Here is a 24,685-nt window from a genome sequence, read left to right as displayed (position 1 = left end):
ATGTGGTTCGAGATCACCGCCACGATCTCGATCGGCAAGGCGCCGATGCGCCAGCGATACAAGAGATCGTTCAGGCAATGCCCGAAGCGGCTGACCATGATCACCACCTTCATCTTCTCGGATTCGTCGTGGATGGCGTATTGCATGGCGAAGGGCGCCGCCACTTCGGCCAGGCCCGCGCGCAGATCCTCCAGCCCCACGCCCTCTTCCGAGACGAAGCTGACGCGCATGAAGAACTTGCCGGTCTGCGGGTCGTCGAACTGGCTGGAATCGGTGATGTTGCAGCCGTTCTCGGCCAGAAAGCCCGAGATGGCGGCCACGATGCCGCGCGTGGATTCGCAGGCAACGGTCAGGCAGAACTTGTTCATCGGTTTCTCCACTTGTCTTGATGGGCAAAGCCCGTTGTTCTTCGGTTTCATCGGATCCGGGGACACCCGGCCCTGCGCATGTCTCAGGCGGTCAGGCCCTCGGGCTCGGGCCAGCCATGGGCCCGGCAGCAGGCGGTCAGCGTGTTGGCCAGCAGGCAGGCGATGGTCATCGGCCCGACCCCGCCCGGCACCGGGGTGATGGCCCCGGCGACCTGGGCCGCGCTGTCGGAATCGACGTCGCCCACCAGCCGGGTGCGGCCGTCCTCCTCGATGCGGTTGATGCCCACGTCGATCACCGTCGCCCCGGGCTTGACCCAGTCGCCGCGGATCATCCGCGGCCGGCCGACCGCCGCGACCAGGATGTCGGCGCTGCGGCAGAGCCCGGCCAGATCCTTGGTCCGCGAATGCGCGATGGTCACCGTGCAGCTGTCGCCCAGCAAAAGCTGCGCCATCGGCTTGCCGACGATGTTGGAGCGCCCCACCACCACCGCGTTCAGCCCGGAAAGATCGCCAAGCCGGTCGCGCAACAGCATCAGGCAGCCCAAGGGCGTGCAGGGCACCATGCTTTTCTGCCCCGTCCCCAGCAGCCCGACATTCGAGATGTGGAACCCGTCCACGTCCTTTGCCGGGTCGATGGCGTTGATCACCCGCTCGGCATCCATGTGCCCGGGCAGCGGCAGCTGCACCAGGATGCCATGCACCGCCGGATCGGCGTTCAGCCGGCCGATCAGCGCCAGAAGATCCTCTTGCGGGGTCTCGGCCGGCAGCTTGTGCTCGAAGCTCGCCATGCCGGCCTCGCGGGTCTGGATGCCCTTGTTGCGGACATAGACCTCGCTGGCCGGATCCTCGCCCACCAGCACCACCGCAAGACCGGGAACCACACCGTGCGCCGCCTTCAGCCGCCCCACATGCTCGGCAACCCGCGCCCGAACCCCGGAAGCAAAGCCCTTGCCGTCGATGATTGCGCCGCCATTCCTTGCAGCCATGTTCATGTCCTTTCTCCCTTCAGGCGCCCGGCGGATTCCTCGAGCGTGTGCCAGAGCGCGGCGGCCAGAGACCGCATGCCGATCACCGCCAGCCGATCCTCGGCCCGGCGGATCAGGAAGACGCTCATATGATGCAAGCCGGTGCGCGTGGCCGAGCCCGACCCGAAGGCCGCGGCGTCGATGTTCACCAGCTTTTCCATCAGTGCCCGGATCGGGGCGCCGCCCCGGTCCGAAACGATTTCGAATACGGTCCAGCCGTCGGTCTGTTCGGTGACCGAGCAGCCCGGCGCCTCGACGGCCAGCGCGGCGGCGAAATCCTCGGCGGCGCGCCCCTCGGCCTCGATCATCCATTGGCCGGGCCCGGTCCAGAAGGCGCCAACGCCTTGCCCGGCCCGCCATGCCCCCGGCCCCGGCAGCGCCAGACCCAGCGGCGCGGGCTCGGCCGCGCCTTGGCGCAGCGCCAGCGAGGCCAGCGCCAGGCCGGCATTCTCGGTGATGGTCAGCGCACCGAAGGCGTGCCGGGCGGGCGCCCGCGCACCCAGAGCGGTGATGGGAGTCAGGTCAGTCACGCAGGCGCCCTCCTTCGGGGTCGACGAAATGCGGCGAGACGACGCGCAGCGCCACCTTCTGCCCCTGAAGCGGGTTGGCGGCGATCACCGTCTCGCCCAGGCGGGCGCCGCCATTGGCCAGGAAGCCCAGGCCGATGCTGGATCCCACATGCGGCGAATGGCAGGCCGAGGTGATCCAGCCCTGGTCGGTCTCGGTCCGGTGCTCGGCGCCTTCGGCGAAAAGATGCATCCCGGCCAGCACCGGCTGCGCCGGATCGACCGGCTGCAGCCCGACCAGCACCCGGGTTTCGGCTGCCAGCCCCTCGCGCCGGGACATCACCGCGCCGATGCCGTCCTTTTTGCTGCTGACCATGCGGCCCAGCCCCAGCATCTGCGCCGTGGTCTGGCCGTTCAGCTCGTTGCCGGCGGCATGGCCCTTTTCGATGCGCATCACGCCAAGCGCTTCGGTGCCATAGGGGGTGGCGCCCAGATCGGCGCCCTGTTCCATCAGCCGCTCGACCAACGCCTGGCCATAGCGGGACGGAACCGCAAGCTCATAGGCCAGCTCGCCCGAGAAGCTGATGCGGAACAGCCGCGCCCGCAGCCCGCCGCAGACCGTCAGCCCGGCGCAGGCCATGAAGGGGAAAGCCTCGTTCGACAGGTCGAACCCGTCCACGATCCGCTCCAGCAACCGGCGGGCATTGGGGCCGGCCACCGCGATCTGCGCCCAGGCGTCGGTGGTCGAGATCAACTGCACGTCCAGCTCGGGCCAAAGGCACTGCCGGGCGAATTCCATCTGCCGGTAGACCGGTCCCGCCTGGGCGGTGGTGGTGGTGACGACGTAATGGTCCTCGGCCAGCCGGGCGCAGGTGCCGTCGTCCCAGGCCGAGCCGTCCTCGCGCAGCATCAAGCCATAGCGGACCATGCCGACCTTGAGGCTTTTCATGGCATTGGCATAGATCCGGTCGAGGAACTCTCCGGCATCCGCGCCCTGCACATCCACCTTGCCCAGCGTGGTCACGTCGCAGATGCCAACGCCCTTGCGGGTGGCCAGCACCTCGCGGTCCACGGTCTGGCGCCAATGCGTCTCGCCCGGACGGGGGAAGTATTGCGCCCGCATCCAGGGGCCGACCTCGATGAACACGGCGCCCTGCGCGCGCGCCCATTCATGCGTGGGCGTCAGGCGGCGCGGGCGGAAATGCGCCCCCGTATCGCCGCCGCCCAGCACCGACAGCGACACGCCGCTATAGGGCGGGCGAAAGATCGTCGTGCCGGTTTCCGGGATCGGCTTGCCGGTCAGTTCCGACATGACCGCCAGGGCGGTGACGTTGGCGGTCTTGCCCTGGTCGGTGGCCATGCCCAGCGTGGTCCAGCGCTTCAGATGCTCGACCGGGCGCATGTTTTCCTGATGCGCCAGCTTGATGTCCTTGACGGTCACGTCGTTCTGGAAATCGACCCAGGCGCGGCCCTTGCCCGGCACATGCCAGAGCGGGCGCAGACCGGCCGGCGCATCCTCGGCCGCCGGCAGCTCGGCGGGCCGGGCCTCGATGCCGAGCTGGGCCAGCGCCTCGACCGCCGCGTCGGCGCCCGAGCGCAGCGCGGCAGCGGTGCTGCCCTGCCCCGTCGCGGCGCCGGCGACGATCAGCCCGCGCGGTCCGTTTTCGCCGGGGACGAAGGCTTGCAGCGTCTCGTCCCAGACCGGCCGACCGCGGTGGTGCGAGGCCAGATGCACGTTCGGGTTCCAGCCGCCGGCGACGCCGAGCGCGCCGCAAGCCAGCCATTCCCTGCGTCCGTTGCTGTCGATCTCGATACCGCGCAGACCCAGGCGGCCCTTGGCATTGCTGACCATGCCATGGACCAGCCGGTAATCGCCCTGGGCGCGCGCGTCCTGGCGGCTGTCGATCACCGCCGCGACATCGACCCCCTTGGCGGCCAGGTCCAGCGCCGTGCGGTGGCCGTCGTCGTTATTGGTAAAGATCGCCACCCGTTTCGCCGGGCTGACCGCCCAGCGGTTGGCATAGGCGCGCATCGCGCCGGCCAGCATGATGCCGGGGCGGTCGTTGTTCTGGAACGGAATGTGCCGCTCGATGGCGCCGGCGGCCAGCACGGCGCGGCGGGCGGTGATCCGCCAGAGCGTCTGGCGCACCTGCCGGCCCGGCTCGGGCAGGTGATCGGCGACCCGCTCGACCGCGCCATAGACGCCGTGGTCGAAGGCGCCGAACACCGTAGTGCGGCGCAGGATGCGGACATTGGGCAGCGCCGCCAGCTCGGCCTCGGCCCGCGCGATCCATTCGGCCGCCGGGGCATCGTCCAACGGGTGGGATTCCGCCAGCAGCCGGCCGCCCAGGCGGAAATCCTCGTCGGCCAGGATGACTCGCGCCCCGGCGCGGCCGGCGGTCAGCGCCGCCGAAAGCCCCGCCGCGCCGCCGCCGATGACCAGCAGGTCGCAATGCAGGAAGCCCTTGTCATAGGCGTCGGGATCGGGCTGCATCGACAGGCTGCCCAAGCCCGCCGCCCGGCGGATCGCCGGCTCGTAGAGCTTTTCCCAGAAGGCGCGCGGCCACATGAAGGTCTTGTAATAGAAGCCCGCGGCAAAGAACGAGGAGAACAGGTCGTTCATCGCCAGCAGGTCGAAGCCCAGAGGCCCGACATGGTTCTGGCTGGCGGCTTCCAGCCCGTCGTAAAGCTCGGCCACGGTGGCGCGGGTATTGGGCTCTTTCCGGGCGCCGCCGCGCAGTTCCACCAGCGCATTCGGCTCTTCGGACCCGGCCGAGAAGACGCCGCGCGGCCGGTGATACTTGAAGCTGCGGCCCATCAGCCGCACGCCGTTCGCCAGCAGCGCCGAAGCCAGCGTGTCGCCGGGATGGCCGGAATAGCTCCGGCCGTCGAAGGTGAATTTCAGGTCGCGGGCGCGGTCGATCAGCCCTCCGCTCAGGCGGGTCATGCGGCACCGCCTTTCAGCTTCGCGTCACGCGCCAGCTCGGCGCCCAGGATCTCGTGCGTGGTGGTGTCTCGGGTCACGACCAGCCAGGAGCGGTCGCCCTGCTCGTGGAACCACAATTCGCGATGCACCCCGGCCGGATTGTCGCGCAGATAGACGTATTCGGCAAAGGCGGCCTCGGCGCCTTCGGCCATGCCGTCGGGGCGGTCGATCAGGCGCGCATCGCCCAGATAGGTGAATTCCTGTGCGTCGCGCAGGCCAAGAAGGGGATGGGGGATCAGCATGGCGGCCTCAATGCAGGTTCGGTTGGGCGCCCACGCCCTTTTCGTCGATGACATAGCCGCGCGCGAAACGGTCCAGGCGATAGGCGCCGGCGGTTTCGTGCGGGCGGTCGGTGGCCAGCAGATGGGCAAAGGCATAGCCGCTGGCGGGCGTCGCCTTGAAGCCGCCATAGCACCAGCCCGCATTCAGATAGAGCCCCTCGACGGGCGTGCGGTCGATGATCGGACTGCCGTCCATGGACATGTCCATGATGCCGCCCCAGACGCGCAGCAGCCGCGCCCGGCCGATCATCGGCATCAGCGCCATGCCGCCCTCGGTCACGTCCTCGATCACCGGCAGGTTGCCGCGTTGGGCATAGGAGTTGTAGCCGTCGATATCGCCGCCGAAGACCAGGCCGCCCTTGTCGGACTGGCTGACATAGAAATGCCCGGCGCCGAAGGTGATGACCCCGGGGATGGTCGGCTTCAGCCCCTCCGAAACGAAGGCCTGCAGCACATGGCTTTCGATCGGCAGCCGCATCCCCGCCATCGCCATCACCCGGCCGGACGAGCCCGCCACCGCCACGCCGACCTTGCCGGCGGCGATATAGCCGCGCGTCGTCTCGACCCCGCTGATGCGGCCGCCGTCGATCCGGAAACCGGTGACCTCGCAATTCTGGATCAGGTCGACGCCGCGCATGTCGGCGCCGCGGGCATAGCCCCAGGCCACGCCGTCATGGCGCGCGGTCCCGGCCCGGCGCTGCAACAGCCCGCCCTTGATCGGGAAGCGGGCATTGTCGAAGTTCAGGAACGGCGCCATGGCCCGCACCTGCTGGGGGTCCAGCAGTTCGGCATCGGCGCCGGCCAGCAGCATGGCATTGCCGCGCCGGCGGAAGGCATCGCGCTGCGCATCGGTATGGCACAGGTTCAGGATGCCGCGCTGGCTGACCATGGCGTTGAAGTTGAACTCCTGCTCCAGCCCCTCCCAGAGCTTCATCGAGAATTCGTAGAAGGGCTCGTTGCCCGGCAGCAGGTAGTTCGAGCGGATGATCGTGGTGTTGCGGCCGATATTGCCCGAACCGAGCCAGCTTTTCTCCAGCACGGCGATGCGCGCCCGGCCGAAGGTCTTGGCAAGATAATAGGCCGTCGCCAGCCCATGCCCGCCGCCGCCGACGATGATGTAGTCATAGGCCGGCTGCGGTTCGGGATTGCGCCATAGCGGCTTCCATCCCTTGTGACCGGTCAGCGCCTCTCTGATGACCCGCAAGCCCGAGAAATGCATGGCGATAATCTCCTTCGTCGATTCGAATCTGGCACAGCTCGGCCCCGGCAATGCGCCCGATAAGGACATTGCCTTGCCTGTTCCGGACATGGATGGCAGGCTGAGGCGGAAAGCCAAAGGTCTGCCATGCGCCCCGATTCTCGCCCCCGCCGCTACGGCTTCCTGCTGCTGCCGGGTTACGCGCTGATGTCCACCGCCTCGGCGGTCGAACCGCTGCGCGCGGCGAACCTGCTGAGCGGCCGGCCGCTCTACGAGCTGCAATTCGTCTCGACCGAGGGCGGCTTCGCGCCCAGCTCGGTCGCCGGCGGATTCGAGACCATCGCCCTGGCCGAGGCCGACGAGAATCTGGACATCCTGTTCGTGGTGGCGGGGGGCGATCCGCTGGCGCAGCGCGATCCGCGGGTGCTGGCCTTCGTGCGCCGGCTGGCGCGGCGCGGGGTGGCGCTTGGCGGCATCTCGGGCGGGGCGGCGATCCTGGCGGCGGCCGGGGTGATGGCGGCGCGGCGCTTCACCATCCACTGGCAGCATCTGGACGCCATGCGCGAGACCTGGCCCGACGCGCTGATCGAAAGGCGGCTGTTCGTCATCGACCGCGACCGCTTCACCTGCGCCGGCGGCATGGCGCCCCTGGACATGATGCATGCGCTGATCGCCTCGGCGCATGGGGCGGGGCTGGCGCGGGCGGTCAGCGACTGGTTCATCCATACCGGCATCCGCGAGGCCGAGGCGCCGCAGCAGCTGGACCCGGCGCGCAAATACGACCTGCATCACCCGGCGCTGGTCGCCATGGTCGAGCTGATGACCAGCCATATCGCCGATCCGCTGGGGCTCGAGGATCTGGGCCAGCTTTGCGACATGACGCCCCGGCACCTGGAACGGCTGGCGCAGGCGCAGCTGGGCGAAAGCGTGATGCAGTTCTATCGCCGGCTGCGGCTGGACAAGGCCCGGGAACTGCTGAGCCAGTCCGGCCTGCCGCTGGCCGAGATCGCGCTGGCGACCGGCTTCGCCAGTCGCAGCCATTTCAGCCGCAGCTTCCGCGCGCAGTTCGGCACCAGCCCCTCGGCCCGCCGGCCGCTGCGGGCGGAGGCAATGGAAAACCCCGGCGGCTAGATGCCACCGGGGTTTCGCGGTGCCTGGGAGGGAGCAGCCGCTTAGATGTCCAGGGTGTTGTCCCGTTCCCATTGCGACAGATGCGCGCAATAGTGGTTCCACTCCCGGTTCTTGAGCTTGATATAGGCGGCAGAGAATTCATGCCCCATCGCGGCCTTGAGCCCCTCGTCCGCGTCGAAGGCGCGGATCGCGTCCAGCAGGTTCAGCGGCAGTTTCGGCGCGCCGGTGATGGTATGGCCCTCGGCATACATGTCGATGTCGGAACGCGGGCCGGGATCGGCCTTCGCGCGCAGCCCCGACAGCCCGGCCGCCATGATCGCCGCCTGCACCAGATAGGGGTTGGCGGCGCCGTCGGGCAGGCGGAACTCGAACCGGCCGGGGCCGGGCACGCGCACCATATGGGTGCGGTTGTTGCCGGTCCAGGTGACGCTGTTCGGCGCCCAGGTCGCGCCCGAGGTGGTGCGCGGCGCGTTGATGCGCTTGTAGCTGTTCACCGTCGGGCAGCTCAGCAGCGCCAGCGCCGAGGCATGTTTCATGATGCCGCCGACGAAGTGATAGCCCTGCTGGGACAGGCCCAGCTCGTCCCGGTCGTCGGCAAAGGCGTTGGTGCCGTCGGCGTTCCAGACCGAGATATGCAGGTGGCAGCCGTTCCCGGTCAGCCCCATGATCGGCTTGGGCATGAAGGTGGCGCGCAGCCCGTGCTTTTCGGCGATGGCCCTGGTCATGAACTTGAAGAACGAATGCTTGTCGGCGGTCGCCAGCGCATTGTCGTATTTCCAGTTCATCTCCCACTGGCCGTTGGCGTCCTCGTGGTCGCTCTGATAGGGCTCCCAGCCCAGTTCGAGCATGTAGTCCGAGATCTCGGCGATCACGTCCAGGCGGCGGAACATCGCCTGCTGGTCGTAGCAGGGCTTCATCGCGGTGTCGGCCGGGTCGCCGATGGCCAGCCCGTCCGGCGTCATCAGGAAGAATTCCGGCTCGACCCCGGTCTTGACGGTCAGGCCCATATCGGCGGCCTCGCGGCACAGCCGGGTCAGCACGTTGCGCGGCGCCTGCGCCAGGTCGATGCCGCCGCTCATCACGCAGTTCGAGGCGACCCAGGCCACCTCTTTCTTCCAGGGAAGCTGGATCACCGAAGAGGCGTCAGGCAGCCCCAGCATGTCGGGATGGGCCGGCGTCAGGTCAAGCCAGGTGGCGAAACCGGCAAAGCCCGCGCCGCCGGCCTGCATGTCGGCGATACCCTCGGCCGGGACCAGTTTGGCGCGCTGGCTGCCGAACAGATCGGTGAAGGAGACCATGAAATGCTTGATGCCCCGGTCGCGCGCATAGGCGGCCAGGTCCAGCGGTTCGGCGGATTTCTGTTGCGGGTTCGCGGCGCCCTGGCGGGGCTTGTCCCGCTTCTGCACCATGTCGGATTCGCGGGCAAAGGTGGCCATGTCGGTCATTCGATAATCTCCCTGTTGAAGGATGTCTGACCCAGGGCGGGATACTTCGTCCCGCCCTTTGGCTTCATGTTGTCAGTATGCGGCCTGCCCGGGAACCCAGCTCGTGCCGGCCAGCGGGACGCCCGCCATGGCGGCGGCCTCGACGGTCAGGGCGCAAAGATCCTCGGGTTCGAGATTGTGGACGTGGCTCTTGCCGCAGGCGCGGGCGATGGTCTGGCATTCCAGCGTCATCACCGCCAGGTAGTTGCGCAGCCGGCGGCCGGCCTCGACCGGGTTCAGCCGCATCATCAGCTCGGCATCCTGGGTGGTGATGCCCGCCGGGTCGCGACCCTCGTGCCAGTCGTCATAGGCGCCGGCGGTGGCGCCAAGCTTCTGGTACTCTTCTTCCCAGCGCGGGTCGTTGTCGCCAAGCGCGACCAGGGCCGCGGTGCCGATGGCCACCGCGTCGGCCCCCAGCGCCAGCGCCTTGGCCACGTCGGCGCCGCCGCGAATGCCGCCCGAGACGATCAGCTGCACCTTGCGATGCATCCCCAGATCCTGCAGCGCCTTCACCGCCGGGCGGATGCAGGCCAGCGTCGGCTGACCGACATGCTCGATGAAAACGTCCTGCGTGGCCGCGGTGCCGCCCTGCATGCCGTCCAGCACCACCACGTCGGCGCCCGCCTTCACCGCCAGCGCGGTGTCGTAATAGGGCCGTGCGCCGCCGATCTTGATGTAGATCGGCTTCTCCCAGCCGGTAATCTCGCGCAGCTCGAGGATCTTGATCTCCAGATCGTCGGGGCCGGTCCAGTCGGGATGGCGGCAGGCGGACCGCTGGTCGATGCCCATGGGCAGGTTGCGCATCCTGGCGACCCGCTCGGTGATCTTCTGGCCCAGCAGCATGCCGCCGCCACCGGGCTTGGCGCCCTGCCCGACCACGACCTCGATCGCGTCGGCGCGGCGCAGGTCGTCCGGATTCATGCCATAGCGCGAGGGCAGATACTGGTAGACCAGCTTTTCGGAATGGCCGCGTTCCTCGTTGGTCATGCCGCCGTCGCCGGTGGTGGTCGAGGTGCCCGCCATGGTCGCGCCGCGACCCAGCGCCTCTTTCGCATGGGCCGAAAGCGCGCCGAAGGACATGCCGGCGATGGTGATCGGGATCTTCAGCTCGATCGGCTTCTTGGCGAAGCGGGTGCCCAGCACGACCGAGGTGTCGCATTTCTCGCGATAGCCTTCCAGCGGATAGCGGCTGATCGAGGCGCCGAGAAACAGCAGGTCGTCGAAATGCGGCACGCGGCGCTTGGCCCCGCCACCGCGGATGTCATAGATGCCCGTGGCGGCGGCGCGGCGGATCTCCGAATTGATCTCGTTCGAGAAGGTCCAGCTCTGGCGCGGCAGGGTGCGAGGGGTTTGGTCCATCGTATGATCCTCAGTAATCGCCGGCGTGATCGACGTGGAAGTTATAGAGCTTGCGGGCCGAGCCATAGCGGCGGAACTCGGACGGGTCGGCATCGGCGCCGGCGCGCTGAAGCAGGTCGGCCAGGATCTCCAGATGCTCGGGCCGCATCTCTTTTTCGATGCAATCCGCGCCCAGCGACTTGACCTTGCCGCGCACGAACAGCCGCGCCTCGTAAAGGCTGTCGCCCAGCGCATCGCCCGCGTCGCCCAGCACCACCAGATTGCCCGATTGCGCCATGAAGGCCGACATGTGGCCGATATTGCCATGCACGACGATGTTGATGCCCTTCATCGAGATGCCGCAGCGCGAGCTGGCATTGCCCTTGACGACCAGAAGCCCGCCATGGCCGGTGGCGCCGGCATACTGACTGGCATCGCCCTCGACCACGACGCTGCCCGAGATCATGTTCTCGGCGACCCCCGGCCCGACCGAACCGGTCACATGCACTTGCGCCTCCTTGTTCATGCCGGCGCAGTAATAGCCGGTGGAGCCCTTGATCGTCACCTCCAGCGGCGCCTGCAACCCGACCGCCAGCGCATGGGCGCCGCGCGGGTTTTCGATCACCCATTCGCCGCCGGTCTGCGCCTGAAGCGTGCTGTTGAGATCGCGCAACTCGGTCCAGGCCATGTCAATGGTCCGGGGCTGCACGCCGATGTCAAGGTCTTCGCGGATTTGCGTATTGGCCATGGTAGTCATGTCAGCGCTCCCAGAAATACACGGTGGCGGGTTCCGGTTCCCAGATGCGGGCATCTTCGATGCCCGGCAGGTTCGCGAAGGCCCGGTATTCCGAACCGAAGGCGACGTAGCTGTCGGTCTCGGCCATCACCGCGGGCTTGCAGGCGATGGGATCGCGCACCACGCCGAAGCCGTTCTTGGTGCCGACGACGAAGGTGAAGAACCCGTCCAGATCCTCGAGCGTGCCTTCCAGCGCCTCGCCCAGGTTGGCGCCCTCGGCCAGCCGCGAGGAGATGTAGCAGGCGGCGACCTCGGTATCGTTCTGGGTCTGCGGGACGAAGCCCTTGCGGGCCAGTTCGCGCCGCATCCGGTTGTGATTCGAGAGCGAACCGTTATGCACCAGGCACTGGTCGTCATCGGTCGAGAACGGATGCGCGCCCAGCGTGGTCACGGCGCTTTCGGTCGCCATCCGGGTATGGCCGATGCCGTGGCTGCCGGCCATCTGCCGGATGCCGAAGCGCGAGGCCACGTCCTTCGGCAGCCCGACCTCCTTGAAGATCTCCATCGACTGGCCGGCGCCCATGACGCGGATGCCCTTTTCGGACATATAGGCCCGCACCTCGGCCTCGGAGCCTTCGGGCAGGCTCAGCACGGCATGGGTGTCGACCACCCGCATCCGCACCGGCGCACCCAGCAGCGCGTTCAGATTGTCCTCGAGCCCCTTGAACGCCTCGTCGGGCGTATCGGACTGGATCGTCATCTTGAGTCCCTGAGACTCGTCCCCATAGATCGCGATCCCCGCGCTGTCGGGCCCGCGATCCGTCATGGAAATCAACATGTCGGTCAGCAGGTCCCCCAAGCGGGGCCGCAGATCATCTTTTTTCAGGAACAGGCCAACGATGCCACACATTAGCAACCTCCGTTCAGCTGGCGTTGAAGCCGTCACGGATCAGCTAAGAGTAAAAATCATTGCCTAGCAAGATATTTTTTTTACCCGACAGAAAATTATGCGGGCGGGAAGCAAGTCGAAGGCGTCAGAAAATGGTGTTTCTTCTCAGGAATTTACTTTGACTGGGGATAGCATATCACCGACAGGTAGCGGGCCGGAAGATCGCGCAGAACTTCGGGCCCATGCGGGGCGTCGGCGTCGAAAATCAGGCTGTCGCCGGGCTCCAGATCATAGATCTGCTCGCCATGGCGATAACCGATTCTGCCCTCGAGCATGTAGAGCAGCTCGATCCCTTCATGCTGGAAGGTGGGGAAGTGGTCGCTTTCGGTGCTGAGCACGATCAGATAGGGTTCGACCACCACGCCGCTGTTGTTCGAGCCGATATGGCCCAGCAGATGATACTGGTGGCCGGCGCGGGTGCCGGCGCGCTCGACCTCGACGGCGGTGCCGGACTTGACATGCATGGCGCCGCGCGGTTCCTCATAGCCCGAGAAAAGCTGGATCAGCGGCACGCGCAACGCATCGGCCAAGGTCTGCAGCGTGGTCAACGAAGGCGAGATCACCCCGTTCTCGATCTTCGACAGCATGCCGACCGACAGGCCGGCCTGGCTGGCCAGTTTCGAGCCGGTCATCCGTTGCCGCTTGCGCAATTCCCGCACTTGCCGGCCGATGGCAACCTCAAGATTCTTCTCGCGGCTGTCGCGAATCGCATGGGGATTCTGCGTCAGCGAGCCATCTATCTTTGCCGTCTGGCTTACCATTTCACGTCATTCCTTTGTTGTTCCGATCAAACAGCTTGGCGGATTTTCACAGCAAAGCCTATACGATAGCTCGCATGGCGTGGAAGCTCCATGCGGTTTGCCGCCGCGTCGGCCATGCCGCCCCGAACGCCGCCGCCCCCGGCCGCGGTTCCCGAAGGGTTGTCCCGCGGCAGCGCCAGCCCGGTCGTCAGGGGATAATTTTTCTTGAGAGAATAATTTATTTCCTGCTAGTCTGGGAGAAGTTTCCGAGGAGGCACGCCATGTATTTTGCTGCGCAACGAAAGCAGTCGATTTACGAGCAGCTGGGAGGGGACGAGGGCATCCGCGCCCTCGTCAAGGAATTCTACGACATCGTCGAACAGGACGAGGACGCGAAAGAGCTGCATCTGCTGCATCTGCAGGGCGCCGGCGTCGCGCATTCGCGCGAGGAACAGTTCAACTACCTGTGCGGCTTCTTCGGCGGGCCACAATATTACGTCATGAAACACCGTCACGCGCGGCTGAAAGAAATCCACGCCCATGTTCCCATCGGCCCGCAGATGCGCGACCTGTGGCTGCAATGCATGGCCAAAGCCGTCGACAGGCGGGGCATCGAGGCCGAGCTGGCGACGGTGCTGATGCGGCATTTCACCACCGCCGCCGAAAGCAGCCGCAACATGGACTGACGCGGCGCGTCCGTCCGCCCCATTACCACATCCCATCAACAGAGAGGAGACGTTCATGGCGATCAAGAAATTCGGTACCTACCAGACCCCCTCGGTCCAACCGATCACCGAGGATCTGGACTGGTGGCATCCCGTCGAGGGCTCACCCAGCATGAAGACCTGGATCGAGAACCAGTCCGAGGACGGCAAGTTCCTGACCGGCTATTGGGAAGCCACGCCCGGCAGCTATCGCGTGCGCTACGACGTGGACGAGTACATCCGGATCTTCGAGGGCAAGGTGACGCTGACCGACAACGGCCAAGAGCCGCGCAGCTTCGGAGCCGGCGACACCTTCGTCATCGAGGCCGGCTTCGACGGCATCTGGAAGACCGAGGAAACCGTACGCAAGGCCTTCGCCATCCGCGTCCGCTAGACGGGGCGATGCCGCCGCGGCGGCGCGCCATCCGCGCCTTGCGACCGTTGCAGAACTGAAAAGGCCCCGGCGCTATGCCGGGGCCTGCTCTTTTGCCGGGGTTCAGATCGGCCGGTCCGGCAGCGAGGCCGGATTGGGCTTCATCCCCCAATAGATCTCGTCGAGGCCGGTCGCCTGGTCCTCCTCGTCCACGCGCAGGCCCACCGTCTGCTTCAGGATGAAGGTCAGGACCGCCGCGGTCAGCATGCCGGCGCCGACGCAGACCAGGGCACCGACCACCTGCATGGTCACGCCGATCCGGTTGTGCTGGAAGGCATAGGGCCCCTCCTCGATGCCGAAATAGCCGCCATGCGGGGTGCCGGCCTTGATCAGCCCGACCATGATCAGCCCGTAGACGCCGGCGCCCAGGAACAGCGGGAACAGCTTGTGCTCGTCGATGCCGCGCTTTTGCGTGAACTCGTAGACGAGCCAGGCGATCACCGGCGCCGTCAGGCCGACCAGGAAGGTCTGCCAGGGCGCATAGACGTCGAAGCCCGGCGCACCGGCCACATAGCCTGACAGCGGCCCCAGCAGCAGATAGGCGTAAGAGCGCTTGCGGTAGCCGATGATCGCGCCGGTGACCGCGCCGCCCGCCCAGGCCAGGCCGTAATTGTTGAAGACGATGCCCACGCTGGTATCGGCCATGGTGACGCTGACCGCCAGCGCCTGCGGCTCGAAGAAGAACAGGCAGGACAGGATCACCAGCGGCAGGCCGGAAAAGATCGTCATCAGCCCGGTCGCGGCCAGGCCGATGCTGGGCGCGTCATAGGAGTTCACCTTGGGATGCGGCTCGAACATGCCGGGCCGCCGGCCCAGCATCGGCACCAGCACCAGCGCCATGCCGGCCGGAAACAGGTAGACGAAGCCGACGCCGAAGAAGTCGTGGAAGCCGGCATTGGTCAGCGGCCCGACCGAGCCCCAGACCGCGAAGCTGAGCGCCGAGGACACCACCGACGCCACGACCGAGGTGATGTAATAGGCCAGCGGCTTCATCCGCTCGGACACGGCGAAATGCAGCAGCACGTTGATGATTCCGGAAAAGCAGGCCAGGAAGAACACGAAGATCTGGAAGGTGTTCAGCCCCGGGAACACCGCCGGATCGACATGCTGCGCCACGCCATTGGCCAGCGCACCACCCAGCCACCAGTCCTTGAGCGAATCCGCCAGGCTCGCGCCGCCCATGACGTAATATTGCCCGGCCCAGAAGCCGAAGCCGATGACGAAATAGGCGGCGAAGCCCAGGAAAAAGCCGATGGTCTTTTCGATCGTCGAGTTGAACAGGCTGCCGTTGCGGGTGGTGCCTGCGTCGATCATCAGCAGCCCCACCACTACGAGGATCGCCCCCGCGGTGCCCGAGCCATAGATCAGGTTCTGCACCAGCGAACTGAGCGTCACCTGATCCGGATAAAGCATGGTCGTCGTTGGTTCCATTGTCGTTCTCCCTGTTTTTGTCACTGCTCCGGGACTTTTCGGCCCGGAAAACGCCTTGCGGCGCTGGTCGCGCGTCATGACAGGCGGAAATGTCCTGTCGGTCGGAGAGGTGAGAAGGCCCTTGTCTGAAATGGATCTTGCAATGGCTGATGGAGCGACGGCTTCGGCTTTCCGGCGGCCTCGACCGGCCGGCGCAGCGCGAAGGAACGCATCAAGGAATGGCGTGGATCGGATGCAGGGCTTGCGCCGCCCTGGTTCGCGCCCCGAACCGGCGGGGCAGGTTCCGCCGACCGATCCGGAACGGCCGGGCGGTGGTCGGCGATGCCCTTGCATGCGAGACAGGGGCTGGCGCTCGCCCCCGGAACTGCTTCAAAGACAGCAAAAGGGCGCGCAATCGCGCGCCCAATGCCTGTTTGCCGGTCTGATGGATACGGCAAGCGGCTTTCCGATGCGAGCCCTCCGTCCCGCAAGGCAGAAGACGGGTGCGGCGCGGGGCGGCTTGATCGCCCAGGATCGGCGCAAGCGCGATCCCACGGGCGCCCGCCCCTGGTTGCCGTCCGGTTTTGGTCGCAAGATCCTGTTCCACCTGTCAGATCCCTGTCGGTTGTGGAAGGGGCGGTGATGTTCCGTTGTTCTTGCTGTTCCGCCGGGGGATTCCGGCGCCTTCTCCTGGCTGCGTTTTCGGCTGCCGGCCCGCGCCTCAGGCGCGGGGGCGTTCCTTCTTCGGGTCGTAATGCGGGAATGCCACGACCTTCGCGGCGATGCGCTTGATATGCCCGTCCAGCCGCCCGACCTCGACCTCGGTGCCGGGTTCGGCATGGGCGATGTCGATCCGCGCCAGCGCGATCCGCTGGTTGCTGCGCGGCGAATGCATCGCCGAGCAGATCTCGCCGACCTGCGCCCGGCCGATGCGGATGCAATCGCCATGGGCCACCGCGTCCTGGCCGTCGATCTCCAGCCCGACGAATTTCCGCGTGGGATGCTCCTTGCGCCGGATCAGTGCCTCGCGGCCGACGAAATCGGCATTCTTGGACTTGAGCGGCACCGTGAAGCCCACGCCCGCCTCGAACGGGTCGGTCTGGTCGCTGAAATCGTAGCCGGCAAAGACCAGCCCGGACTCGATGCGCACCAGGTCCAGCCCGGCAAGGCCCATCGGCTTGATGCCGCGCGGCTGGCCGGCGTTCCAGACCGCCTCGAAGACCACATCGCCATGTTTGGGATGGCAGAAGATCTCGTAACCCAGCTCGCCGGTGTAGCCGGTGCGCGACACCACCACCGGCACGCCGCGTTCGCCGCCGATGCGGCCGACGGTGAAGCGGAACCAGCCCAGATCGGCCACGGCGGGCTGATGCGGCGGCGTCCAGATGATCTCGGCCATCAGCTCGCGCGATTTCGGCCCCTGCACCGCCAGGTTGTGCATCTGGTCGGTCGAGGAGCGGATCATCACGTTCAGGCCCAGCTTCTCGGCCTGCTCGCGCATCCAGACCCCGCCCTCGTCGCTGCCGCCGATCCAGCGGAAGTTCTGGTCGCCCAGCCGGAACAGCGTGCCGTCGTCGATCATGCCGCCATGCGGATAGCACATCGCCGAATAGACCACCTGGCCGTGGCCCAGCTTGGCCACGTCGCGGGTCAGCACCCAGTTCATCAGCGCCTCGGCGTCGGGGCCGGTCACCTCGAACTTGCGCAGGGCGGACAGGTCCATCACCACCACGCCTTCGCGGCAGGCCCAGTAGCTTTCGACCGGGTCGCATTCGGGGAAGGAATTCGGCAACCAGAAGCCCCGATATTCGACGAAGTCGCGGGTCAGGGCGGCGAAATTCTTGTGGAAGGCGGTCTCACGGGTCATGGTCGGCTCCGCGTCGGGGGTGGCGCGCCAGGCGGTCGCGCGGCTGAACCGCTCCTGCGCGCCATAGCTGCGGACGTGAATATCGGTCAGGTGCCAGCCATTGGCGGCGGTGGTGTCGTCGGGACAGGCCGAGGAGACGCAGACCAGATCGGTCAGCGCCCGCAGCAGCACATAGTCGCCGGGGCGCGACCAGGGCTCATCGGCATACATCACGCCATGGGCGTCGATGCCGGTGTTGAAGAAGAAGTTCGCCGCCATCCAGCCGGCGCGGCCATCGACCCCATAAGAAGCCAGCGCGGCGTTGAAATTGTCCGTGCAGTTGGCGTGGCCGGGATAGCCGATATCGTCGTAATACTTTGCCGAGCAGGCCAGGGCGAAGGCATCGTGGCGCCCGCAGGTGTCCTGCACCACCTCGACCAGCGGCGTCAGGTCGTGGTCGTAATATTTCGCGTGCAGGCCCGGCATCGGATAGGCATGGCCCTGGATGGTGCGGGTCGTGGTCACGTCCAGCGGCTGGACGATGCCGCGGTCCAGCTTGCGCGCATCGAAGCACTGGAAATCCGTGCATTGCCGGCCGTCCACGTCGATGATCTGGATGAAATCCCCTGCCTTGACGGTATAGGCCTCGGCGGTGGCGGATTTCACCCGCAGGTCCAGGAGCGGATCGGCCAGCGGCACCGGCAGGGCGAACTGGCCCTTGCGGCGCGGATCAGCGCGGGTGATGCGCAGGGTCAGCGGCGTCGCGGTGTCCTGCGCCTCGAAATCCATGATCCCGCCCGGCGCGGCGGCGATCAGCCAGCCGGGGGCGGCGGCGGTCAGCGCCACGGCCTCGCCCGACCGGGTTTCCGCCCCGAACAGGCCGATGGCGCGGGCCTCGGCCAGCGCGATACCCAGCTCGGCCAGCCGGCGGCGCAACGATTGCAGCCCCGGCCCGTCCGAGGCGAGCAGCGCGCGCAGCCCCTCGGCCGCGATGTCGGCAGAGGCGCCCAGGATTCCGGCGTCCAGCCGGCCGTCGGCATGCGCGGCCAGCAGCTCGCAACGCTGGCCGCCCTCGTCGTTGATGATCTCGATCCGGTCGCCGGCGGCGATTTGCACCGCGACCGCGCCGGCACCGGGCACGGCATAGCGTTCAACCCCCGGCGGCAGGGTGAAACCGGCGGCGCGGCGGACATGGGTTCCGCGCGGCGGGCCGGGCCGGAATAGGCTTTCTGGCGACAGCTGAAGCATCTGGACCTCCCAGGAGGAAAAAGGTGGGGCCGGATAACCCGGCCCCAGTCGGGGGGAAAACCTTGCTCAGTTCATCAGATAGGCTTCCATCGAGTCGTCCAGCGCATCCTTCCAGGGCGTGTGATGCTTGGGCGCCATGGTGCCGGTGATGACCGAACGATAGGAATGGTTGCGGAAGGCCATGATGTCCTCGGCCTTGTGCTGCTTCCATTCGTAGAAGGCGGCGCAGGCGCCATCCACGTCGAAGCTGGGATAGTCGGTTTCCGCGATCAGCTCCTTGACGTAATCGGCCTGGTAGCGGATGGCGTATTTCACGTCGTCCGAAGTCTCCTCGCGCTCCTCGCGTTCGCGCACATCGGCCATCAGCGCCTGCTTGTCCTGCGGCACCTCGAGCCGGCCCAGCACGATGTCGCGCACATACCAGGCCTGGGCGTCGAACATGTTGAAGGTGAACCACTGGTCCTGCATGCCCAGGTAGAACAGGCGCGGATTGTGGACCCAGACCACCCCCTTGTAGAGATCCGCCGCTGCCAGCCGGTTCGCGGTCTTCAGCCGCAGATCGTCGGGCAGGAAGGGGAAATAATGCTTGTAGCCGGTGCACAGGATGATGGCGTCCACGTCCTTGCGCGAGCCGTCCTTGAAGACGGCGGCGGCGCCCTCAAGCCGGACCAGCGCCGGCTTCTCTTGCCAGTTGTCCGGCCATTTGAAGCCCATCGGCGCGCTGCGATAGCAGGAGGTGACGGATTTCGCGCCATATTTCCAGCATTGCGAACCGATATCCTCGGCCGAATAGGACGAGCCCATGATCAGCACGTCCTTGCCGGCGAATTCGCGGGCGTCGCGGAAGTCGTGGGCATGGACGATGCGGCCGTTGAAGGTCGAGAAGCCTTCGTATTCCGGCACGTTCGGGGTCGAGAAATGCCCCGAGGCCACGATCACATGGTCGAACTCCTCGACATACATGTGGTCCTTGACCAGGTCGTGCACGGTGACGGTGAAGATCTCGCGGTCCTCGTCATATTCGACATGCCGCACCACGGTCGAGAAGCGGATCCAGTCGCGGACCCCGGCCTTGACCACCCGGCCCTCGATATAGTCGAACATCACCGCCCGCGGCGGATACGAGGCGATCTGCTTGCCGAAATGCTCCTCGAAGGAATAATCGGCGAATTCCAGCCCCTCCTTGGGGCCATTGGTCCACAGATAGCGATACATCGAGCAATGCACCGGCTCGCCGTATTCGTCGAGCCCGGTCCGCCAGGTATAGTTCCACAACCCGCCCCAGTTCGTCTGCTTCTCGAAGCAGACGACCTCGGGGATTTCGGCGCCCTTCTGGGCCGCGGACTGAAAAGCTCTCAGCTGCGCAAGCCCCGAAGGACCCGCGCCAATGATGGCAACGCGCTTCTTCATGCTATTGGCTCCCTGTTTGCCGGTATGGACCAATTTTCTTAACTGGTTCCATCGGCCTGAACCAAGTAAGAGCAAATTACGCCCACAGGTCAACATTTTTTCTTCACTGGAATACCGATTCCGCGGTTTTCTGACGCCAGAACCGGCAATTTTCCGCTATAGAGAGGGCCATGCGTACGCCATCACTCGCCCAGCAGCTTGCCGTCACCGGTTCGATTCCCCGGCTGAATGCCGAGAATCGCTCGGCCCTGCGAGTCGGCTTCCTGGCACCGCTGTCGGGGCCCGAGGAACGCTGGGGCGCGCCCGGGCTCGGCGGATGCCGGATCTGGGCGGACTGGATCAACGACCATGGCGGGTTGATGGTGGCCGGCAAGCGCCACCGGCTGGAGATCGTCGCCCATGACAGCGCCGCCGATCCCGCCGCCACGCTGGAGGCGGCGCGCGACATGGTCGAGCGCAAGCGCGTGCGCCTGGTGCTGACGCTGGGCGGCGACAGTTTCGCGCCCGCCCTGCCCTGGCTGATGGCGCATCGGGTGCTGGTGGCGACACTGCTGCCGTCGGACCTGTCGCCCGACACCCCCTCTCTGATCGCGCCGGCCGAGCTGCATCCGCTGTTCAACGTCACCGGGGTCGAATGGCTGACCCGGAGGCATCCCGGGATGCGCCGGGTGGCGCTGTGCAGCCAGTCCGACCGGCTGGGCCTGCCTTCGCTGGCCGTCTATCGCGCCGCCTTCGAGGCGGCCGACCGGCCGATCGTGCGGGAAATCCGCTATGATCCCGGCGAGACCGACGCGCGCTCGATCGTGCGGGCGCTCATGGACGCGGCGCCGGATCTGCTGTGCTGGTGCACCTCGCCCGCGCCGATGACCCGCGCCCTGACCGAGGCGGCGCACGAACTGGGCTGGCGCGGCCCGATCCTGGCCTGCACCGGCGACGACTATCCCCGGCTGATCGCCGCCACCTCGGCCGAGTTCATGTCGCGCTATGTCTTCCAGTTTCCGGATTTCGACGACCCGCTGCTGGCCGACAAGGCCTTCTTCTTTCGCCGCCCCAAGGCGTTCTTCGACGCCTACAACGCCCGCTTCCCCGGCGAGTGGAGCGCGGTGAGCTGGGAATACGCCTCGATCCTGGACCTGTGGCAGAACGCGGTGGAAAGCGCCGACACGGTGGCGCCGATCACCGTGCTGGCGGCGATGAAGCGCCACCAGCAGATGCCGCATGTCTTCGGCACCGCGCGCTGGTGGGGCAGCGCGCTGTTCGGCATCGACAATGCGCTGGTCGGCGACTGGCCGGTGGTCGGCATCCGCGACGGCCGGGCGCGGATCATCGAATTCGGCTCGGTGCTGAACTGGCTGGAGCGCCACGCCCCGCTGCTGCGCCATCATCTCGAACAGCTCGGGCAGATGTGGCACCAGCGCCTCGATCCGGCGGTGGAGCTCAATCCTCCTGCAACAGAAGCCGCTGGTCCTCGATGAGCGCGAGCTTCATGAACTCGGTCGCCTCCTCGATGTCGCGGGCGGCGATGGCATTGAACAGGGCATTGTAGCTGCGCTGATAGATGGCGATGCGGTTGGGCGTCAGGTGCCGGCGATACATCGCGGCGCGGAAGGCCTGCCGGCGGGCGTCGATGACCAGGTTGTAGCAGGCGATCAGCAGGGGATTGTCAGTGCCGCTGGCGATCTGGCGGTGGAACTCCTCCTCCAGCCGCACGAAGGCGTTGGCATCGGTCTGCACCGCCTCCATCTGCGACAGGGTCTCGCCCAGCGCCTCGATCCGGCGCGGCGACATGTTGATGATCGCCAGTCGCACCATCTCGGGCTCAAGGATGCTGCGCACCACCTGCAGGTGCAGCGGCCCGGTTTCCGCCGCGACCGGGCTCAGCGATTCGCTGCTGCCGCCGGCATCATAGGTGACGAACGAGCCCGACCCGGCGCGGCGCCGGATCATCCCCCGCGCCTCGAGCTGGTCCAGCGCCTCGCGCACCGTGTTGCGCGCCACCCCCAGATCCTGCGCCAGCTGCCGCTCGGAGGGCAGGCGCTCGTCCGTGCCGTATTCCTGCGCCACGATGCGCATGGCCAGCGTGTCGATGACATATTGCACCGTCGAGCCGACGACGGGCTCGGCCGAAGCGCCGGTCGGGCGGCGGGTGGGAATGGTCACGTCTTGCATTTCCTTTGGAGGCGACAGCCGGCCGGTACAGGATAGCGCGTCCGGCCGGCAAGGTCGATCTGGCCCGCGCCCGGCGTCTTGCGTGACCAATCGACGCAGGCCGCCGGACCGCAGAACTTGACATTCCGTGCCCAAGGCCGCCGTTTGGGAGCATTGCAATAACGAAAGACGGAATGATGGGACTCGACAAGATAGAAGAGGTCTTGGGAACGATCGGCGGTGTCGTCTGGGGGCCGTATCTTCTGATCCCGCTGTTGCTGGGAACCGGGCTTTACCTGACCATCCGGCTGCAGGGCATCCAGCTTGTCCGGCTGGGCGCGGCGCTGCGGCTTGGCCTGCTGAAGCGCAAGGATGACGATGCCGAGGGCGACATCTCGCAATTCCAGGCGCTGACCACCGCCATGGCTGCCACCGTCGGCACCGGCAACATCGTCGGCGTGGCAACGGCCATCGCCACCGGGGGGCCGGGAGCGCTGTTCTGGATGTGGGTCACCGCGATCCTGGGCATGGCGTCGAAATATGCCGAGGCCTTCCTGGGCGTGCGCTTCCGCACCACCGACGAGGTCGGCGAGAAGAACGGCGGCCCGCAATATTACCTGGAACGCGGCATCCCGAACGCCCTTGGAAAGGTACTGGCGCTGTGTTTCGCGATTTTCGCGGTCTGCGCCTGCTTCGGCATCGGCAACATGACCCAGGGCAATTCCATCGCCTCGAACCTGGAGCGCAGCTTCATGATCCCGACCTGGATCACCGGGGCGGCGCTGGCCGGCCTGACGCTGGTGGTGCTGGTCGGCGGCATCAAGTCCATCGGCAAGGTGACGGCGGGCCTGGTGCCGGCGATGATCCTGTTCTACGTGCTGGGCGCGCTCTACATCCTGCTGGCCAATGTCCAGTCGCTGCCCGACGCCCTGGGCGAGATCTTTTCGCAGGCCTTCACCGGCACGGCGGCGACCGGCGGCTTCCTGGGCTCGACGATCATGATCGCGGTGCAGTTCGGCGTGGCGCGCGGCATCTTCTCGAACGAATCCGGCATGGGCTCGGCGGCGATCGCGGCGGCTTCGGCGCAGACCACGCATCCGGTGCGGCAGGGGCTGGTCTCGATGACCCAGACCTTCATCGACACCATCATCGTCGTGTCCTGCACCGGCCTCGTCATCATCACCACCGGGGTCTGGAACGAGATCGACCCGCAGACCGGGCTGCAGATCTCGCCCTCGATCATGACCGGACAGGCCTTCACCCACGGCTTGCCGGGGCAATGGGGGCATTGGATCGTCACCATCGGCCTGGTGCTTTTCGCCTATTCGACCATCCTGGGCTGGGCCTATTACGGCGAGCGCAATCTCGAGCGTCTGGTCGGCCATCGCGGCGTCATGCCCTTCCGCATCCTGTTCTCGCTGGTGGTGCTGCTGGGCTGCACCGTGCAGCTGAACGTGGTCTGGAGCTTCTCGGACGTGATGAACGGGCTGATGGCCATCCCCAACCTGATCGGCCTGCTGATCCTGTCGGGCCTGATCGCGCGCGAGACCCGCTTCTACCTGCGCCACGATCCGCGGCTCGAAGCCAACCGCCAGAAGATCGAGACCTTCATGAAAGGCCAGCCCGGCTGGGAGGAATGGAAAGCCAGCGAACGGTCCTGATCCGTCCCGGCATGGCCCTGGGACCGCCCGGCGACGGGCGGTCTGCCAAAAAGGGCAACTCGCATCGCGGCGGGCATTGTGTTAATTGATGAGTCAATCAATTGGTGCTGCGTTAGCGAGTCGTAAATAGCCGGGCCTACGGGTCCGGCATTTTGTTTTCCGGACCGCCGGGCCTGCGGCTTCCCGGGGTGCGTGCCTTGGACGGCTCGGCTGATTCGCCCGCTCAGGCCGCGCCAGGCGCCTTTCCCCGGGACGAAATGGCGCGTCCGCCAGGCCGCCGGAAAAAGCGCCGATCCGGACAGAATGTCTCAATTTTGCCGCCCGTACCGCCTGTCCGATGGCCAGGATGTCCGGAACCTTGACCGATCCGGGCCGCCCAGCGGACAATATGTCCAGTCAAGCTATTGATATAAAACAATAAATAATTGACAGCCGGGCGCAATATGTCGTTTCTGTATCTGGGGGGTGTCGTCGGGACCGCTGAACGCGGGCACCGGCAGTCAGGTGAGGGAGGAAACGATGCATCATTCCAGGATGCCGGAAAGGCCGCAACCGGCGGCACCGGGCGCGCAGCAGGACACGGTCCGCGGCACCGAGCGGCGACAGCCGTTCCCGCCCTATCCAGGGCTTTGAACCGCGTCGCGGCCAAAGGCGTGCAGCGGCTTCTGCCGTCCCGCACCCCGGACCGCGCAAGAACCTCCGGAATCTGACGGGAACCGCTCGAGCCGGCGCGCGAAGCCGGCTTGCGGATGATCGTTTCGGCACAACCTTCAGCACCAAGAACATCATCATGACACAGAAGAGCGACTCGGAAATCGCCTCGGGGGCGGCCAAGCTGCCGATCCGGGACGTGGCGGCAAAGCTCGGCATCGCGATCGAGGACCTGCTGCCCTACGGCCACGACAAGGCCAAGATCAGCCAGCAGTTCATCGACCGGCTGCGGGACCGGCCCTCGGGCAGGCTGATCCTGGTCACCGCCATCAACCCGACCCCGGCCGGCGAGGGCAAGACCACCACCACCGTCGGCCTGGGCGACGCGCTGAACCGCATCGGCAAGCGCGCCACCCTCTGCATCCGCGAGGC

21 protein-coding genes (1 of these 21 only partly in view) are annotated in these 24,685 nt (G+C 66.6%); 6 read left to right on the top strand and 15 right to left on the bottom strand.

From position 1 onward, the window contains the following. The 6 genes from ACFOMP_RS00945 to ACFOMP_RS00920 form a co-directional block, all read right to left on the bottom strand. Nucleotides 1–368 (bottom strand): ACT domain-containing protein (locus tag ACFOMP_RS00945; protein ID WP_379027554.1); only part of this gene is annotated, 368 nt, incomplete at its 3' end. Between the two features lie 83 nt (nucleotides 369–451). After that, on the bottom strand, nucleotides 452–1,354 hold the full coding sequence (gene folD / locus ACFOMP_RS00940) for a bifunctional methylenetetrahydrofolate dehydrogenase/methenyltetrahydrofolate cyclohydrolase FolD (protein ID WP_379027553.1): 903 nt from the start codon (nucleotides 1,352–1,354) through the stop codon (nucleotides 452–454). 2 nt (nucleotides 1,355–1,356) lie between these two features. After that, on the bottom strand, nucleotides 1,357–1,923 hold the full coding sequence (locus tag ACFOMP_RS00935; protein ID WP_379027552.1) for a sarcosine oxidase subunit gamma: 567 nt from the start codon (nucleotides 1,921–1,923) through the stop codon (nucleotides 1,357–1,359). Further along, a complete protein-coding gene (locus tag ACFOMP_RS00930; protein ID WP_379027551.1) occupies nucleotides 1,916–4,846 on the bottom strand; it encodes a sarcosine oxidase subunit alpha family protein in 2,931 nt (976 codons plus the stop codon). The genes ACFOMP_RS00935 and ACFOMP_RS00930 overlap by 8 nt, the downstream gene beginning before the upstream one ends. Continuing rightward, entirely contained in the window at nucleotides 4,843–5,127 is a 285-nt protein-coding gene (locus ACFOMP_RS00925; RefSeq protein ID WP_289894009.1) for a sarcosine oxidase subunit delta, read from the bottom strand. The genes ACFOMP_RS00930 and ACFOMP_RS00925 overlap by 4 nt, the downstream gene beginning before the upstream one ends. Before the next feature lie 7 nt (nucleotides 5,128–5,134). Next, entirely contained in the window at nucleotides 5,135–6,385 is a 1,251-nt protein-coding gene (locus ACFOMP_RS00920) for a sarcosine oxidase subunit beta family protein (protein WP_289894010.1), read from the bottom strand. Between the two features lie 126 nt (nucleotides 6,386–6,511). Between ACFOMP_RS00920 and ACFOMP_RS00915 the strand changes: the two genes are divergently transcribed. Then, nucleotides 6,512–7,495 carry a GlxA family transcriptional regulator gene (locus ACFOMP_RS00915; RefSeq protein ID WP_289894011.1) on the top strand — a complete coding sequence of 328 codons (984 nt, stop codon included), beginning with the start codon at nucleotides 6,512–6,514 and terminating at the stop codon, nucleotides 7,493–7,495. Between the two features lie 41 nt (nucleotides 7,496–7,536). On the opposite strand, the gene glnT is transcribed toward ACFOMP_RS00915, so the two are convergent. The 5 genes from glnT to ACFOMP_RS00890 form a co-directional block, all read right to left on the bottom strand. Next, nucleotides 7,537–8,940, bottom strand: a complete 1,404-nt coding sequence (gene glnT / locus ACFOMP_RS00910; RefSeq protein WP_379027548.1) for a type III glutamate--ammonia ligase — start codon at nucleotides 8,938–8,940, stop codon at nucleotides 7,537–7,539. Nucleotides 8,941–9,012: 72 nt separating this feature from the next. Further along, nucleotides 9,013–10,338 carry an FMN-binding glutamate synthase family protein gene (locus ACFOMP_RS00905; RefSeq protein ID WP_289894012.1) on the bottom strand — a complete coding sequence of 442 codons (1,326 nt, stop codon included), beginning with the start codon at nucleotides 10,336–10,338 and terminating at the stop codon, nucleotides 9,013–9,015. Between the two features lie 10 nt (nucleotides 10,339–10,348). Then, nucleotides 10,349–11,005, bottom strand: coding sequence for a GltB/FmdC/FwdC-like GXGXG domain-containing protein (locus ACFOMP_RS00900; protein ID WP_289894878.1), 657 nt, complete (start codon nucleotides 11,003–11,005; stop codon nucleotides 10,349–10,351). A 70-nt stretch (nucleotides 11,006–11,075) separates the two neighbouring features. Further along, entirely contained in the window at nucleotides 11,076–11,963 is an 888-nt protein-coding gene (locus ACFOMP_RS00895) for a class II glutamine amidotransferase (RefSeq protein WP_289894013.1), read from the bottom strand. 152 nt (nucleotides 11,964–12,115) lie between these two features. Further along, nucleotides 12,116–12,763: a helix-turn-helix domain-containing protein gene (locus ACFOMP_RS00890; RefSeq protein ID WP_289894014.1), complete on the bottom strand. Its 648-nt coding sequence runs from the start codon at nucleotides 12,761–12,763 to the stop codon at nucleotides 12,116–12,118. 260 nt (nucleotides 12,764–13,023) lie between these two features. Here ACFOMP_RS00890 and ACFOMP_RS00885 point away from each other — a divergent pair, with 260 nt between their 5' ends. Then, nucleotides 13,024–13,428: a group II truncated hemoglobin gene (locus ACFOMP_RS00885; protein WP_019352359.1), complete on the top strand. Its 405-nt coding sequence runs from the start codon at nucleotides 13,024–13,026 to the stop codon at nucleotides 13,426–13,428. Between the two features lie 55 nt (nucleotides 13,429–13,483). After that, nucleotides 13,484–13,840: a cupin domain-containing protein gene (locus ACFOMP_RS00880; RefSeq protein ID WP_019352360.1), complete on the top strand. Its 357-nt coding sequence runs from the start codon at nucleotides 13,484–13,486 to the stop codon at nucleotides 13,838–13,840. A gap of 102 nt (nucleotides 13,841–13,942) precedes the next feature. Here the strand turns inward: ACFOMP_RS00880 and ACFOMP_RS00875 are convergent, their stop codons facing one another. From ACFOMP_RS00875 to ACFOMP_RS00865, 3 genes are all read right to left on the bottom strand, one after another. Beyond that, the gene (locus tag ACFOMP_RS00875; RefSeq protein ID WP_289894015.1) at nucleotides 13,943–15,310 is read right to left on the bottom strand and encodes an ammonium transporter; all 1,368 of its coding nucleotides are present in this window, start codon (nucleotides 15,308–15,310) and stop codon (nucleotides 13,943–13,945) included. A gap of 700 nt (nucleotides 15,311–16,010) precedes the next feature. Continuing rightward, on the bottom strand, nucleotides 16,011–18,383 hold the full coding sequence (locus ACFOMP_RS00870; RefSeq protein WP_379027544.1) for a DUF1989 domain-containing protein: 2,373 nt from the start codon (nucleotides 18,381–18,383) through the stop codon (nucleotides 16,011–16,013). A gap of 66 nt (nucleotides 18,384–18,449) precedes the next feature. After that, complete coding sequence (locus ACFOMP_RS00865) at nucleotides 18,450–19,793, bottom strand: NAD(P)-binding domain-containing protein (RefSeq protein ID WP_379027542.1); 1,344 nt, start codon at nucleotides 19,791–19,793, stop codon at nucleotides 18,450–18,452. 170 nt (nucleotides 19,794–19,963) lie between these two features. Between ACFOMP_RS00865 and ACFOMP_RS00860 the strand changes: the two genes are divergently transcribed. After that, nucleotides 19,964–21,268, top strand: a complete 1,305-nt coding sequence (locus tag ACFOMP_RS00860; protein ID WP_379027540.1) for an ABC transporter substrate-binding protein — start codon at nucleotides 19,964–19,966, stop codon at nucleotides 21,266–21,268. Here the strand turns inward: ACFOMP_RS00860 and ACFOMP_RS00855 are convergent. Then, a complete protein-coding gene (locus ACFOMP_RS00855; protein ID WP_289894016.1) occupies nucleotides 21,231–21,962 on the bottom strand; it encodes a FadR/GntR family transcriptional regulator in 732 nt (243 codons plus the stop codon). The genes ACFOMP_RS00860 and ACFOMP_RS00855 overlap by 38 nt on opposite strands. A 173-nt stretch (nucleotides 21,963–22,135) precedes the next feature. Here ACFOMP_RS00855 and ACFOMP_RS00850 point away from each other — a divergent pair, with 173 nt between their 5' ends. Continuing rightward, nucleotides 22,136–23,602, top strand: a complete 1,467-nt coding sequence (locus tag ACFOMP_RS00850) for an alanine/glycine:cation symporter family protein (protein WP_379027537.1) — start codon at nucleotides 22,136–22,138, stop codon at nucleotides 23,600–23,602. A 790-nt stretch (nucleotides 23,603–24,392) separates the two neighbouring features. Continuing rightward, a protein-coding gene (locus ACFOMP_RS00845) for a formate--tetrahydrofolate ligase (protein ID WP_379027535.1) crosses the window boundary here: on the top strand, nucleotides 24,393–24,685 show its 5' end (the start). The gene runs 1,336 nt beyond the window's last position; only the first 293 of its 1,629 coding nucleotides appear in the window; the start codon lies at nucleotides 24,393–24,395; the stop codon falls past the right edge of the window.

Origin of the sequence: Paracoccus simplex, from assembly GCF_042648325.1 — a bacterium.
Classification (GTDB): domain Bacteria; phylum Pseudomonadota; class Alphaproteobacteria; order Rhodobacterales; family Rhodobacteraceae; genus Paracoccus; species Paracoccus simplex.
Note: the sequence above shows the minus strand (reverse complement) of the source record. Positions and strands in the feature narration are given on the sequence as shown.